General features: G+C 31.5%; 11 protein-coding genes and 1 pseudogene. 7 read left to right on the top strand and 5 right to left on the bottom strand.

The window, feature by feature from the left end; genetic code table 11:
- The first annotated feature begins 2 nt into the window (after nt 1–2).
- Entirely contained in the window at nt 3–707 is a 705-nt protein-coding gene (locus tag AC27I2_RS04935) for a response regulator transcription factor (protein ID WP_219422897.1), read from the top strand.
- A gap of 40 nt (nt 708–747) precedes the next feature.
- Here the strand turns inward: AC27I2_RS04935 and AC27I2_RS04930 are convergent.
- A pseudogene (locus tag AC27I2_RS04930) lies at nt 748–1,614 on the bottom strand (YifB family Mg chelatase-like AAA ATPase); the annotation flags it as partial.
- Between the two features lie 60 nt (nt 1,615–1,674).
- Between AC27I2_RS04930 and AC27I2_RS04925 the strand changes: the two are divergent.
- Both AC27I2_RS04925 and AC27I2_RS04920 read left to right on the top strand, forming a co-directional pair.
- A complete protein-coding gene (locus AC27I2_RS04925; RefSeq protein ID WP_487203624.1) occupies nt 1,675–3,801 on the top strand; it encodes a recombinase family protein in 2,127 nt (708 codons plus the stop codon).
- Between the two features lie 12 nt (nt 3,802–3,813).
- Complete coding sequence (locus AC27I2_RS04920) at nt 3,814–4,206, top strand: hypothetical protein (RefSeq protein WP_487203623.1); 393 nt, start codon at nt 3,814–3,816, stop codon at nt 4,204–4,206.
- A 44-nt stretch (nt 4,207–4,250) separates the two neighbouring features.
- Here AC27I2_RS04920 and AC27I2_RS04915 read toward each other — a convergent pair whose 3' ends face one another.
- Nucleotides 4,251–4,841: a hypothetical protein gene (locus tag AC27I2_RS04915; RefSeq protein ID WP_487203622.1), complete on the bottom strand. Its 591-nt coding sequence runs from the start codon at nt 4,839–4,841 to the stop codon at nt 4,251–4,253.
- A 465-nt stretch (nt 4,842–5,306) separates the two neighbouring features.
- On the opposite strand from AC27I2_RS04915, the gene AC27I2_RS04910 reads away from it, so the two are divergent.
- From AC27I2_RS04910 to AC27I2_RS04900, 3 genes are all read left to right on the top strand, one after another.
- Nucleotides 5,307–6,407, top strand: a complete 1,101-nt coding sequence (locus AC27I2_RS04910) for a hypothetical protein (protein WP_487203621.1) — start codon at nt 5,307–5,309, stop codon at nt 6,405–6,407.
- Nucleotides 6,404–7,015 (top strand): hypothetical protein, encoded by a 612-nt coding sequence (locus AC27I2_RS04905; protein ID WP_487203620.1) that lies wholly within the window; start codon nt 6,404–6,406, stop codon nt 7,013–7,015. Before AC27I2_RS04910 ends, AC27I2_RS04905 begins: the two co-directional genes overlap by 4 nt.
- A 362-nt stretch (nt 7,016–7,377) precedes the next feature.
- Nucleotides 7,378–8,289, top strand: coding sequence for a hypothetical protein (locus AC27I2_RS04900; protein WP_487203619.1), 912 nt, complete (start codon nt 7,378–7,380; stop codon nt 8,287–8,289).
- 262 nt (nt 8,290–8,551) lie between these two features.
- Here AC27I2_RS04900 and AC27I2_RS04895 read toward each other — a convergent pair whose 3' ends face one another.
- From AC27I2_RS04895 to AC27I2_RS04885, 3 genes are all read right to left on the bottom strand, one after another.
- A complete protein-coding gene (locus AC27I2_RS04895) occupies nt 8,552–10,381 on the bottom strand; it encodes a hypothetical protein (RefSeq protein ID WP_487203618.1) in 1,830 nt (609 codons plus the stop codon).
- Nucleotides 10,381–11,421, bottom strand: coding sequence for a nucleoid-associated protein (locus AC27I2_RS04890; RefSeq protein WP_487203617.1), 1,041 nt, complete (start codon nt 11,419–11,421; stop codon nt 10,381–10,383). The genes AC27I2_RS04895 and AC27I2_RS04890 overlap by 1 nt, the downstream gene beginning before the upstream one ends.
- Before the next feature lie 324 nt (nt 11,422–11,745).
- A complete protein-coding gene (locus AC27I2_RS04885; RefSeq protein WP_487203616.1) occupies nt 11,746–12,369 on the bottom strand; it encodes an endonuclease in 624 nt (207 codons plus the stop codon).
- A gap of 149 nt (nt 12,370–12,518) precedes the next feature.
- Here AC27I2_RS04885 and AC27I2_RS04880 point away from each other — a divergent pair, with 149 nt between their 5' ends.
- A complete protein-coding gene (locus tag AC27I2_RS04880; protein ID WP_487203615.1) occupies nt 12,519–14,864 on the top strand; it encodes a UvrD-helicase domain-containing protein in 2,346 nt (781 codons plus the stop codon).
- Nucleotides 14,865–14,995 lie beyond the last annotated feature (131 nt).

Here is a 14,995-nt window from a genome sequence, read left to right as displayed (position 1 = left end):
CTATGGCTATTAATGTTTTATTGGTTGAAGACGACGAAATACTCGTTAAACGCATTCAAAATCACTTTGCAGAAACCGAATTTACAATAGAAGTAGACTCAACTGGCGCTGATGCACTAAGCATCGTAAAGCAGCGGTCAAACCTGCGCGATGCTTTTACACTTGCCATTATAGATATTGTTTTGCCTAAAATTGATGGGCTACAGCTTGCCAAAGAGCTCAATACTCTAACAGACATTGGTGTTATTGTGCTATCTAGCCGTGATTCCCAAGCAGATCGCATAGCAGGCCTTGCCCAAGGTGCAGACGATTATATTTGTAAACCTGTCGATTTACTTGAGCTTGAACTACGTATGCGTGCTCTATACAAACGCGTTGCTGTTAATATAGATAACGACGAAAGTGAAGAGTTTATTGAATACGCCGACTTTAAATTACACCCCGATAATCGCACCTTAATTACCTCATCAGGTGTTGAATCACGTTTAACTGAAGCAGAGCACAAAGTACTTATTTGTTTAATAAGTAATGCAGGTAAAGCCACTTCACGTGAAAAAATATCTGAAGAAATAGGACAGCCCGATTGGAGCCCTAACGATCGTACAGTCGATGTTCTTATTGGTCGACTGCGTAAAAAGCTAAACGATGAAAAAGATCAAAAGCGTATTGTCACAGTGCGTGGCAAAGGCTACATGCTCTCTATATAGTTGTTAAAAAGCGGTTTAAGCTATTTATACTCAACTCTGGTTACTTGGTGAGTTGAGCAATTAAGCGTTCAAAGGCTCTGTAATTTAATGCCTCTTTTAAGTCGTCTAAGCTAATTTTTTCATTCCCTTTTAAATCACTAATCGTACGCGCTACTTTAATGACCCTATGGTAAGAGCGCGGCGATAAAGACAGCTTTTCACTGGCCTTAGCCAAAAACTGCAGCTCTGCTGAAGCAAGCTCACAGTGAATACTCATTTCTTTATTGTTAAGCCGCGCATTTACTTTGCCTTGGCGTTTTAACTGTATGTAATAAGCTGCTTCTACCCGCGCACGCACCTGTGCACTGGTTTCTTCTTGTTTAGTGCTTTGCAGTTCTACGCTTGTTAACCGTGGTAGTTCTATTTGCAAATCAATACGGTCAACAAATGGGCCTGATACACGAGATAAATAACGTATAACTTGATCGGGTGTTGCTCGTTTATCGGTGTGGCTTCCCGTAGGACTTGGGTTTAACGCTGTAATGAGCTGAAACTGTGCAGGGAACTCCATTTGCCGCGCCGCACGCGAAATAGTTACCGTACCGGTTTCCATTGGCTCACGCAGGGAGTCGAGCACTTTGCGCTCAAACTCTGGAAGTTCATCTAAAAATAATACCCCATTATGCGCTAGCGAAATTTCACCCGGCTTAGGATTTGATGAGCCTCCCACTAATGCAACCGCCGAGCAGGTATGATGAGGATTACGAAAAGGGCGTTGTCGCCAGTTTGTTAAATCGATTGAATGACCAATAATTGAATAAAGTGCGGCAGTTGAAAGCGCTTCATCATCAGACATAGCCGGCATTATTGTGGCCATTCGTTGAGCAAGCATTGATTTACCGGTTCCCGGTGGACCTAAAAATAGCATATACCCATTAGTTACACACAAATAATATTGTGTTATAAAATATTGAGCCTAGGGGGAATTATGTCTGAAAAATTAAAAGGTTATTATATTAGCTACAAGCGAATGTCTACAAAAATTCAGCTTGAGGGTACGAGTAAGAACCGCCAAGAAAAGTTATTAAAATCATTTTTAGACAAGCATAGTCTAAAAAAAGCAGGTGACTTTATAGATATAGGTAAAAGCGCAAAATCAGGCGAAAACAACGAAAAAGGCGGTAAATTACATACGATTATTGAAAATGCTAAAAATGGAGAATATGACACGGAAAAGCATCATTATTATTTAGTTATTGAAGCGTTTGATAGGTTATCAAGACAAACTATTAACAAAGCTTTAGCCCTATTTCTTGAAATTCTAGATTTCAACATCAGCATAGTTACGTTATTTGATGAGGCTGTTTATAAACCTAATTCTGATCAAATAGATATTATGAAAGCACTTGTGTATTTTCAACAAGCTTGGGATGAAAGCGAGAAAAAATCTATTAGGTTATCTACAGCATACGGATATAAAAGAGAAGATGCTGCTGCGACAAAAATGGTAATGACGAGTAACTGTCCTAAATGGCTAGAAGTAAAAGAAGGAGGAGCACTTAAAATAAGTAAAAATAGCAAAAATTGCGACAAATATTATGCAATTATTGAAGATAGAGCTGAAATTATCAGAATTATTTTTGAAAAAACTGCCTATGAAAATTACGGTGTTGGAAAACTAATAAAATACCTCAATACAGAACTTAAAGTCCCTAGTTTTACAGGTAAATTATGGGGCGCTTCATATATAAATAGATTAATAAGAGATCGAAGATTACTAGGTTATTATCAGCCATATCAAAAAAAATCAGGCCAAGAGGAACGGCTTCCTATTGGTGATGAGATTCCAGATTACTATCCTCCTGTGATTGATGAAAAAGTTTTTAATGATATTGATGAAGCCAGAAAAAGAAGAGTTTCAGCCAAAACAGGTAAAGCCACTGGTGGTAGAAATGGAGCATTTTCTAATTTGTTTAGAGATGTATCAAAATGTGCTTATTGTGGCTCCAATATGCATTTTAAGAACAATTCAGCGGGAGAATCATACTTAATATGTAGTGTTGCTTCTCGCTCAGATAAATGTAGTAATCAATCAATCCGTTATGAATTTTTCATAAAATCATTTTTCTACATAATTGACAAAATTGATTTTTCGGAAGTATTTAATTCTGAAACATTTTCAAAATCACAAATTGCGGTAACGAAAGATATTAATAGGCTTAAAATTAAGTTAGATGATGTTGAAAAAGAGCGAAAAAAAATATCTAACATAATTGGTAAGATCAAAGATCCATCATCGCTGATTGATCAGTTAAATGCTCTTGGTGATAAGAAAAAACAACTAAATGAAGAAATTAAACAAAAGAAAATATTTATTTCTAGAAAGCCAGATAATGAAATTTTCATTAAAAACATGGCTGATTTATACGCTGAAATCAGCAAAAATAACGATATAAGAAAGCGCATAGCTATCAATGATATTTTGAAAAAACATTTTTCAAATATTGTATTTGATGGAATTGGAAAAGTTGCAATTGCCTTCTTTAATAAAGAAGAGGTTAAAAACAGCCTTTATCAACTATTCCAAATAAAAAAGAATCGGCTAGTGTTTTCTGCTGATGTTGAAAAATTAGGCTATGACTTATCGTTTTACATACCAACCAATAAAGAATATTTTTATAACATTGAAAAACTTGATGATGCTTCATTAGCTGAATTGAGAGAAGAGTTAAAAGTACACCGTTTAGAAAAACTTCTATTTGCAAGTCAAATAAGCAAAATAGACGAAAACTCGCATAGCAAAATAGGCAATGATTACATTACTTTTCTTGATGTGATCACCGAGGTTGCATCTGAAATTAAACAGTCGGTTATTGATGGTGAGGATTATTTGATAGATGTACCAAAACAATTAGATATCTCTAAATTTTCAAATAATGGGTTATTGTTTGAAAAAGGGTTTCCACAAAATCCAGAGATGAAATACGTTAGTAAATTATCTGAATTAATCATCACAAAAGTAACACCAGACAGCCAAGAAAAAATTAAAGAGAGTGCTATAAAAGATGCTGATTTACAGAAAAAACTTAATGAAATGTTAATTAATCAAAAATAAGGAAGTTAATAAATGAGAATAGCGATTTTAATTATATTATTTACTGTAATTTCTACTGAGTCTAATGCTGAAACAATGGGAGGCAGAAGTATCACAACCACTAAGCAAGGTATAAAAACATCAATTATGTATAACCTTGTAATTCCAGATTCATTAGCAAAATCACAACCAGATTTTGATCCACTAAATAACATTTCAATGCCATTAGAAAAAGCTTTACATAAAGCAGAGGTTGCCTATTTAAAGAAAAACAGAAATAACTACTATAAAGTAAAATCGGTATCACTAAGACCTTTTCATTCAAACCCTAGAAGCTGGTACTACGATATTTTTATTGGAGAAACTAGACTAGCAGTTTTATCCAGTGGCAAAGTTGTTTTTGAAAAAGAAGTTAAGCGTAATTAATAGCCGTTTACTCCATAAAACGGAGTAAATCTACTCCGTTTTTGTTAATTTATTGGGGCAATAGTCATAATCCCAACTATTACACATGCTGTTTTTAATATAAATGAGGATATTAAATAATTGTACAACTTACCCGTAATTTTCGTCATAAAGTTTTTCTGGGTTAAAGTTATATTACTCTCTACACGTTTAACAGCAGTGCATTCTTTATAGTATTCTTTAAGCTCAGATATTTTAATCTGTTTATCATTCAATAATGCAATAAACTCAATAGCCTGCTCAGGATTTTTATTATAATCAAAGATTCTGGATATCTGCTCCAATCCTGTCACATTTTTAGAATTGATATCTTTGTGCGGAACTTCAAGTTCATTAATCATTGTAATTATCTTTCGATATTTCCAAAGTGTGGATGGCTTTAACTCAAGCCTTTTTGCAAGTGATTTTAGCCAGTTCGAATAGCTACTATATTTTTCATCTTGTTTAAATAATTGAAATTTTTCCACTAACCACAGGTATTGTGCAATTTTAATCCAGCACTTTTTTTGATTTTCTGATATATGAAAAATTTTTGACTCGATATCTGACAATTCATGTTGGTTTACGGTTAATACTGGTGATAATTCTGTACTCATGTTTTATTCCTCTTTTGTAATAGTTCCTCCCTTAAAGGACTATTAATTAATGAGTAAATAATAAGCGGAAACCGCACAAAAATCAAGTACCCCATTGATAACTAAGGAAAAAATTATATTATAATATGGGATTTATATAAGATAATATATGTTTTGTTGTACTATATTAGTACTATCTTATATTTAAATTTTTTAGCTGAAAAATATTTTCAATAAAATCTGACACTTAATAATTATTTTAAATTAATGACAAAAAAATGAGTTTATTTTAGTGAGGCTGTTATTTTTATTGTCTTCGTCTTTAATTAGTTATCGTTTATTCCCTTTTCTGTCTCCAGAAAACTCGCGCCTATGGCACATAGGCTTTAGTGAGTTAAATCTTTTTACCAAATATCGGATATCTCTCATTACTTGAAAAAAAATAAATTTATGTTCTATTGTAAATAACCAATAAAAAAGAAGAGAATGAAAAAAAACTTTGTAGCAGTCAGATCAGCTTACTATAAACATCATAAAATCAGTAAACAGGTTAAATATAATAATAATATTCTTGAAAAGAACAAAGATGGTACAACTAAGCCAGTTGTTAAAACTGAAATCAGAGATAGAAGCTATAAATCAGCACTAGCTGAGTTTGAGCATGTACTTAGAACAGGCAAGACAAATTCCGTTAATGTATTTCCTCAATATTCAAATCAAAATGTAACTGTAAGTCCAAAAGGTTCAGCATCCCCGCTAGATGCGTATTATAAGTGCCTAGATAGATATAAAAAAACTACAGGTAAAAAATGTCGCTCTGATATGAACACTCTCTTCGAGCATATTGTAGTGCTCTCAAATTCACATTGCTTGAATTTAGAAAAAAAGCTTGGAAATGAGCGTGCTAAAAAAGCAATTGTTAAATGTTTAGAGGATTATGCCAACACTTACGCAGAAAAGTATGGTTTTACTAAATTAGGTTTTTCACTTCACTATGCTGATGAAGGATATTTTGATGATGATAATAAATTTATCCGAAATGTTCATGCACATGTGATGTTTTTTAATTATGACTTTAAGAACAAAAAATCAAATTTAAGAAACCTTTTCAAAAAAGATATAGATCCTGCCTCAGGCAAAACACATGAACTCAATAAAAATTTCGTTGATATGCAAGATATTGCCGCAGAAGCCTTTAAAAGGCTCAAATTTAGGCGTGGCGTATCCAAACTCATCACGATGGATAAATACCTCCCAAAAAATAAATACCTGCTTAAACAGCTAAAAATGAAGCATAAGCAGTATCAAAAACTGGTCGAAGATATTGAGAATAAAAAATCTCAATTTTTGAATTACTTCAAAAAATGGTTAACAGCGATATTTAATAAAGACAAAGCTGATATTTATGCCAATTTAACGGCTGAAATGGTTATGGATATCAATGATAAAGAAATTAAACGGTCTATAACTAAAACCATCTCAAATACAGAAAGTGAATTTGAAAGATCCAATAGTGAAAAATTATCTGATGAAAATTCAATCATCGGCATTATGAAAAATAATAATAAAAAAGGAGTAAAGAAATGAACGATATTACGTTAGCAACATTAATTGAAGAGAAGTTTAGGGCAGAAATACTACCAGCCAATGATAAGCTAAAGTACATTGAAAATGATTGGCTTATTGATGAAATACTCAAGTTGTTGAAAAAACATCCAGTCTTAAAAGATTTGATTAACATTGATGAAATGAGCATTAGTCAAATATTAGACAAGATTGAAAAATACTTTAAAAACATTAATAGCAAAAGGAAGTTAAACAAAGCGGTAATTATTAATTTTGTAAGAGCACACCCTGAGTTTAGAACAATGGAAACATTGATTTTCCTGATGGTACTAGGTTTTTCGTTTTTTAATATGTTTAGGCGTATGTCTAATAACCAGAAAAAAACAGGCGATATATTAGAAGTAGAATCAAATTTTGAGGGGGTAACTTGTAATGTTCATTACAATGAACCTATGCCTAAACAAACTATGGACTGTAATGCTAGGGAACTATATGAGCTAATAGAAAATGTTAAAGTGCCTAATAATGTTATTCAGTCCACTATTGATGATTTTGAATATAACGAAGAGATTAAAAAGTTATTTAAAAAAGAACCAACACAAAAACTAAAAGATAAGAAACTAAAATAATAAAACTAAGCATTTATTTAAAAAATTTAATACAACCAATATTGTTGCAAAGCATCATCACAGAAAAATATGTTTAAAGTTTATAGGTTTATAATTGTTAATATAGATAAAAATAATGTTAGAGGACAGCTAATCCCTTAGTTAATAATACCTACAAACTAGGTGAGTGTAGTTAAAAACCACGAACGTGTAGTTAAAAACATCAATACGTGTATTACTAAACACCGAACAGTGTGGTTAAAAACCTTAAATCGTGTAGTCCAAACCCCACTTAACAAATAACTCTAGTATTTATTTTGCCAAATTGCTATTGACCTTTAATTTATTAGATGTACTTTTAGTAAATATTAAAAGGAATATTCATGGTAATAACAGAAAATAAAAAACTATTCGTTAATAAATTAACTGACTCAATTCAATTAACAAGCCTGCTATTTGCACCTATTTTTTTAGCTAGACCCCCAAAATATGATGAAGAAAAGGAAGTCGAACTCAATCTTAGACGTACTAAAACTGAAACTATTCATTACAAAGGTCGTTTGCTAGATACTAAAAAAGATTTCCCACTCTTTTCTTTACTTGTTAGTAAACTTCAAAAAATAAATCAAAATCTTTCTGATGATGCTCCTAGAATAATGGAGTTTAAAATGACAGAAATTGAGGTTTTTAAAACTTTAGGAGTTCAAATCAGAAAATCTAATATAGATCTTTTTGAAAAGAGACTTGATAAGTTTATGGCTAGTGAGATTTGCATAAAAATATTTAATGATGAGCAAGTGTGTATTAGAAAAATCAAAACAAGCTTACTGTTAAAATATGATTGGAAAAAAGAAAATAAAATAATTCACTTTACAATGGATTACAATTTTCTGCCTAAAAATAAAAATTCAGTATATATTGATAGAGAATTCATTGACTTAAGAGTATATAACTTAATTAATACTGGGTATGCTAAATCTCTTTTCTTATATCTTGAAACTAAGAAATTCAGCGAACAAGAATATGTTAGACATGTAAAAGTAAGCTTAATTAATCGTATAGCAATGAATGTAAAAACCAATAGAGAGAAAAATCGTGCATTAACTGCATCATTAGAAGAATTAGTAAGAGTTGGTTATTTAAAGAAATATTATCCTGATAAATCAAAAGATACATTTGAACCAGTTATTATGATAGCTAGAAACCCGAATTTTATGGCTGAAGCTAGAGCTGAATTTAAAAAAATAGAGGAAAAGGAAGCAAAGGACGCTGAACTAGAACATTTTTTTAAATAAATTTAGTTATCACTGTTAATAATAAAATTTTATAGTGAAGTTATTATTTTACAAGTTTACTTTTATTACTAATAAGGAAGAATAATAAGAAACGATAATTCTTTAGAAATTCTTGATGATCTATAACAAGCTTCTAATCAACAGGTTTCAAAAAGGGAATTTGAAAAATAAAGTATTCGATGTACCATTAGCTTTGCTAACGAATTAAAATAACCTTGATGTTTTGTTTTTCTATGAAGAAAACCGAAAAAAGATTAGCCTGTTAAGGTTTTAGCTTTTTTTCAATAGTCTTAGCTTCTTCAATCGTCTTAGCTTCTTCAATAGTCTTAGCTTCTTCAATACCCTTAGCTTCTTCAATACCCTTAGCTTCTTCAATACCCTTAGCTTCTTCAATACCCTTAGCTTCTTCAATACCCTTAGCTTCTTTAATACCCTTAGCTTCTTCAATACCCTTAGCTTCTTCAATACCCTTAGCTTCTTCAATACCCTTAGCTTCTTCAATACCCTTAGCTTCTTCAATGCCCTTAGCTTCTTCAATAGCCTTAGCTTCTTCAATAGCCTTATCAACTTCAATGGCCTTCTCTGCTTCTGCATCTGGGACTGATTTAGTTTCTTCAACCGATGAGCAATAAAGAATGCTTACTACACTCAGAAGCAAAATATTTGTTATTACCCACACCCAAATATAACGATTTCTTTTTGTATTAATATAAGTTCTTTCTTTGTGAGTTATTTCGCTTTCATTCAAAATTTTATCGAGATCTTTTTTATTTAAAAGTTCTTTGTAGCGACTTCTTATTTCAGAATATTTACCTAGTAAACGATCTCTATCTGAGTTTATTTCAAAAATTGATATACCTAAATATATAAACGAAACAGCTATAAGCAATATACTTATCATTAAGACTTCAAAGCTAAATGCACCCGAGAAAGTCCCCTTATTTACTACTCTAAGTAAAAAGACTGTTATAAAAAACGTAGTAAAAGTCCACAATCCAGTTTTAAACATGGAAAACATACTTTTAGTCATTTCTAAAGCTTTATCAGATTGACCTTGAATAAACTCAGAAATTTTATTTTTTATTTCAATGTACTGTTTTACATTTTCTTTAAGGTAGAGGTCATAGCCAGATTCAACAGAAGCAGATGTTCCTGTTTCAATTGAGAGCAAAGTTTCATTTTCTAAATGGATTGATATTATATTTCTTGCAAGACCTATTTTGTCGGTATAGTTTCCCTCTAGATAAGTCCATTCATAAATGTTTTTTAATTCACTTGGATCATAAGCTTTTAATTTATCAAAACTAATATTTTCAGAGAGTAACTTATAACCTTTAAGTCGGTATTTAATAATATTTGATTCAACAGAAGAAAAATCAGAAAGAAAAACAATTAATAATGTATTAAACAGGCCATTAAAGTAGCTCTCAAGCTCTAAATTCTTAGTCATGCCTGGCTTAAAATCACTAGGAATAAAGTTAAACTGAGCCGCATTCGCAAAGTGACCACATTTATCACGTTTTTCAATACGACTAGCTCTTTCATCCTCAGAAACGGCTATTAATGATTGATTTACCGAGGATGTATCAACAGGGTATACCGATTGAAAAACTATAGATTCTGTTGAAAAGGGAGCTATATCTTCCCACACATTAATTTTGAGTAGAGACGAATAATTAAACTTATTCCAAGCTTCAAAGCTTTGTTGTAATGTTAATGATTCAATATGCTCGCAAAAAATTGAAAAGTTAAAAACGTCAAAATTTTTGGATTGTTCTTTATCAATCCTAAGTTCAATCTTAATATCATCATCAAGATATATTAACTGTTCAGTAAGGGACTCAACTTTTTCAGCTACAGTATCAAGGTTAGCAGTAAGAAACCTTACTGGTTCTTGTACTTCAATAGTCAAAGTTAAATCAACCCCAAGCACATTTAAGGCTGATAGGTACTTATTTAACTTTTCATTTAGCCCATTTAAAGCCGCTGATGAATTAAAGGTATGCTTAGATTCGTATAGACTAAAGTTTTCTACGATACTAATTTCCTTAAGTTCACCAAAAAGCTTTAAAATTTCCTTGGCAATTGACATTAGTTGTCCTCAGTAGTTTTAAATTCATCATATCCTTTGTCAGAATATATTTTAATGAATTTACCTTTATCATCATGATTGGCAAAAATTCGCGACTTTAAATCATCAACTTCACCATTTATACGTAATTCAAAGTTTGTATCCAACATAACTTTCCTAACAATTCGGGCTTTGATTGAACTAGATACTAGATCAAACTGGGTATCAAATGGCTTAGGTGCTTTTGTAGGAAGCTCTTCAAACTTTTCAACAAAAGAATCAAACTTTTCTTGGAATTCTGCGGTTTCAGGCCTATGGGCCTTAACTTTATCAACAAGTTCATCATAAGCTAGAGAATCTTCATTTCTGAAGTGATTAACAATATCATTTCTTAAAAACCAATAATCAACGGGTGAAACCTTTTTTACTTCTTTTGTAAGCAAATTGTCGATTGCATTAAATGCATTCTTTGTATTGGTTTCTGAGTCTTGCAACTGCTCTGCGATCAGAAAGGATAAATACCAATATTCAGTAATTGTTGATTTACTATCAGATACAATAACTTCATCTACAGTGTGTTCTGGAGTAAAAGTAATTACAGCCGCTTTTTGTAAACGACTTTTTGATGTAGGTAAACCAGACTTTAAATCTAAATTATCTTCATCAAGATATTCACTATTATCAATTTTGATAATAACAAACTTTAAACATTCATCATGTTTGATCTTTAATTGTAACAATCCACCCATTCGAACATCGGTTAACTGTTTGATTTTATCCTGAACTACAAGTTCAACATCATACAATTTCTGGGCTATTTGAGTTGATTTAGTAGTCCAATCTTCACCATTTGATATTGCAACAAGCGATGATGGTACAAGTTCGTCCATATCCTTAAACTGAAAATAACGACTACGCGGGCTTTCTAACAGCTCTGTTAACACTAGTTGAGTATATACTTTTAAACCTTCAGCAGTACCATCTAATGCCATTGGTACTGGCGCATCTGTTTTAACATCAACTCTATGTAACGAATATTCAAGGACTTCCAAGTTTTCCATGTAACTACAACCTATTATTATTTATCGGAATGCCTTTCATGTTTAAACTGTAGAATAACACTGTCTTTTTGTACAGTAAATTTAAGGCAGGTATTTTAATTTTACAGAAAAATATATAGAAAAGATATGATGTTAATTTAAGCTTTCCTAAAATACTTGAACAAAAAATATTAACAGCAAAACTATATGGATTCTTATTTATGCTTATAAGCCTCAAAAAAGTAGCACCATGAGCTTCAAAAACTTTAAGAGATAATAATGCATAAGTATAAATAGTTACCTGAAGCGGTATTCTGACAATCCAATAGGAATAGATAATTTAAATTAATATTTAAGCCAAGTTTGAAAAAGGTTCTTTTGCCTTTTAGAAATCTTTAGTCCGTATTCACGGTGCATGTAAAAATATGCCTCTGCGATACGCCTGCGAGCTTCAAGCGGTGGTTCAATCACCCTTTGTTTAAAATCAATTTCAACATCACAACTACCATAATTCCTAGGCTCGCCATCAATCATACCAAACCGAAAGTTTGATCTATCACCGTTTATTTCACCAATTGCAGGTGCTAAATTATTGATATCAGCTTCCATCTTTCTATATTTGGCACTTATTTTTTTACAGTTTTTCCTTCCACCATTTTGCCAGCACTGCAATTGGTGTCCAAACTCCCAAGCTGGTACTATATGCTCCCACTCGATCCGTTTTGCTCTTTGGTTAACTTTACCTTTTCTTGTTAGTTTCAAACGAGGTTTATAACCACAGGTCTCAGTATCAGGAATAAGACTTTTCCCTTGTTTTTTTATTCTACATCCACAGTAAATTGACTTACTATCTATATTAATTTCTTGTATTAAAAATTTCTTAGCGCTAGAGAATGAAGTCATTTCTTTACCAAAACTCATATTGATATTTAATAAAATGATAGGAATAATAACTATTTTTAAAAACATTATAAAACACCAATTTTCAGTAAGTTAAAAGATATCATTGCTTTAATATTATTGTTAGTATTATTACATTGTCATGCCAAGTCTGAAGTTAGCTTACTTAAGGATGACCTATAAAGATTTTATAAAAGCTAAAAGAATCGGATTTATGTATGAGCTGGATAAATAAAGTTCTAAGAACTCTCCAACTAGCAAGAAGAAAACACTATTATACGTCTATAACAAAGCTTCAAAGAAAACATAGAAACTTTCTCAAAAAAGCTTATGATCAAGGCTATAACAGAGCACAATTAGATCTTACTTCCAAAATTGTGCATACTCATGAACCAATTCCTGAACTCGAATTGCTCAATGAAAATATTGTCTCTAGTTCAAATCTTAATTTTAATATCAAACAAATTAACGATTTTGACAGTAAAGTATCCAATAGACTTGAATATCCACCAGATGAAGAACAAAGAAAGCTAATTTTTTCAAACTCTCGAAACACATTAGCTATTGCTGGTGCAGGATCAGGAAAGTCTACTTCTCTCATATATAGACTGTTATTTCTTCATACACAATGTCATGTGAGTCTTGATGAAATAACCGTTTTTTCATTTACTAGAGCTTCAGTCAATGATTTTAGGGAAAAATTGATTGAAGTTTTTGGTGAATATAGTATTGAAATATCTAAAGAAAAAAGTGAAAAAATAATAAGAACTTTCCACTCTAAAGCTTTAGAAATGGCTAAATCGTCTTTTTTAAGTGGCAATGAGAAAATTTTTGAGTTCATTAAAGATTCAAATGATGATAATCAAGGAGCTTTAGATAGAGCAATTGCTACTGCTAATGAACAATTCGTAAGTATTTCTGAATTATCTGATGGCCAAAACGAATTGTTATTAAAAGCAATGGATTATTGCTATTCCAAGCATAAAGAGTTTAGACGGTTAATAGATATCTTATTTATCGAAAAACTAAAAGGGGCAATGGATTATGACTCGCCCCCTAACACTAAGAGGGGGATTATATCAAAAACAAAAGATTTTGATGATATTCTTTCCCCGATGATGGAGAACTATTTTTCAATAGGAGATTATACTGGACAGGATATTACATTTGAAAATACTGATTTTCCAACATTACGACTTAAGAGTGATGCATACATTCCTGAGTTAAACCTACATCTAGTTTTTTACCCTCATTATAAAGAATTTACTAAATCATCACTTCAAAAAAATATCACTCTCAGTTGTGGTTTTAAGCATAACACTTATGCATTAATCAAACGAAAAGCATACCTTTTAAGGCATAAGTCTAATGAAACAGTCTATGCTATTCGTAATCAGACTGATTTGCTGATTTTAAAGCATCTTATAGACAATAAAATAAAAAATAATAAAACACCTAGAAACTGTCCTAGATTTGAAGTGAAACTTTCTGGTGATTTGGGATTTTCAGAATTACAGGATGCTTTCTATAATTTAGGTTCTTTTAGCGAGAGTTTAGGTGTTCCAACAAAAGAAATAGCGAATCATTTAGAGCAAACTTTTGTAAATGGATGCGATAAATTATTTGCAGAAGCTCTATCTATTTTTTGGCCATTTTTCACAGAAAAATTTTTGCCTCACCATAAGGTTATAAGATTTCATGACATGTTTATAAACTTCTCTAACCCTAATAATACTTGTTTTGACAAACTTACAAATCAAACAAAGAAGAGCCTATCCAATATCTTTATTGATGAATTTCAAGATATATCACCTGAAGTATCGCGTTGGATAAAAGCAACTCTACGTAGACTTAAAGGAGAGCAGTTTAATACTTCTTTGATGTGTGTTGGTGATGATTATCAATCCATTTATGGATGGCGAGGAAGCTCTCCTGAATTTATTAATAATTATAAGGAACATTTCCCGTCTAAAAATATTAAAACCATTGAAATGGTTAAAAACTATCGTTCATACCAACAGATTGTTTCAGCAGCAGAGTCGGCACTTTCATATAACAGAATTAATTATAAGACAGGAATATGTACCAAAAACGATAAAGAAAATAGATTGGCTTTAAAAGAGTTACCTGATGCGAGACTTATAACTGAAGTTAAAAATGAACTAAATTCTATAATTCCTGAGCTGGCCTTGAAGGAGTGGGATAAAAATAAGAAAGGGTTATTAATTTTAGCTAAAACAAATAAAATTCTTGATGAAACCAAAGCTCAGCTCAAACTAAAAAAAATACCTGATTGGATTCAATTTGAAACTTTTCATAGAAGTAAGGGGTTAGAAGCTGACTACTGTTTTCTTGTTGAAGATTGTACATACGATTCCAACAATGTTTTGAGAAACTATTTATACCAACTCGCAGGCTTTAATATATCTTATGATGATGCTCAAAAAGAAGAAGCTATGAGATTAGCATATGTAGGCCTTACAAGAGCAAAATTAAAGCTGTGGTGGTTTGTAAAAGAAGATCCAACAGGGAGCTATACCAAGGTACAAGACTTCATTAACTAGTAGAATATGGATACATTACAAAAATTATATTATTACAAAACCAGAGTGAGCGATTGATTTTCGTTTTAGTGATCAGGTTTTTATATTTAAAGTAAAATGTAATTAATAAGTATATTAGTTTTTCTCTTATC

Source organism: Pseudoalteromonas sp. NH0006-46 (assembly GCF_057547735.1).
The sequence above is the reverse complement of the archived record's forward strand: the minus strand, read 5'-3'. Positions and strand labels throughout refer to the sequence as shown.

Coding starts and splice junctions, on each gene's coding strand:
- AC27I2_RS04935 (WP_219422897.1), top strand. CDS start 3: ATGGCTATTAATGTTTTATTGGTTGAAGACGACGAAATACTCGTTAAA.
- AC27I2_RS04925 (WP_487203624.1), top strand. CDS start 1,675: ATGTCTGAAAAATTAAAAGGTTATTATATTAGCTACAAGCGAATGTCT.
- AC27I2_RS04920 (WP_487203623.1), top strand. CDS start 3,814: ATGAGAATAGCGATTTTAATTATATTATTTACTGTAATTTCTACTGAG.
- AC27I2_RS04915 (WP_487203622.1), bottom strand. CDS start 4,841: ATGAGTACAGAATTATCACCAGTATTAACCGTAAACCAACATGAATTG.
- AC27I2_RS04910 (WP_487203621.1), top strand. CDS start 5,307: ATGAAAAAAAACTTTGTAGCAGTCAGATCAGCTTACTATAAACATCAT.
- AC27I2_RS04905 (WP_487203620.1), top strand. CDS start 6,404: ATGAACGATATTACGTTAGCAACATTAATTGAAGAGAAGTTTAGGGCA.
- AC27I2_RS04900 (WP_487203619.1), top strand. CDS start 7,378: ATGGTAATAACAGAAAATAAAAAACTATTCGTTAATAAATTAACTGAC.
- AC27I2_RS04895 (WP_487203618.1), bottom strand. CDS start 10,381: ATGTCAATTGCCAAGGAAATTTTAAAGCTTTTTGGTGAACTTAAGGAA.
- AC27I2_RS04890 (WP_487203617.1), bottom strand. CDS start 11,421: ATGGAAAACTTGGAAGTCCTTGAATATTCGTTACATAGAGTTGATGTT.
- AC27I2_RS04885 (WP_487203616.1), bottom strand. CDS start 12,369: ATGTTTTTAAAAATAGTTATTATTCCTATCATTTTATTAAATATCAAT.
- AC27I2_RS04880 (WP_487203615.1), top strand. CDS start 12,519: ATGAGCTGGATAAATAAAGTTCTAAGAACTCTCCAACTAGCAAGAAGA.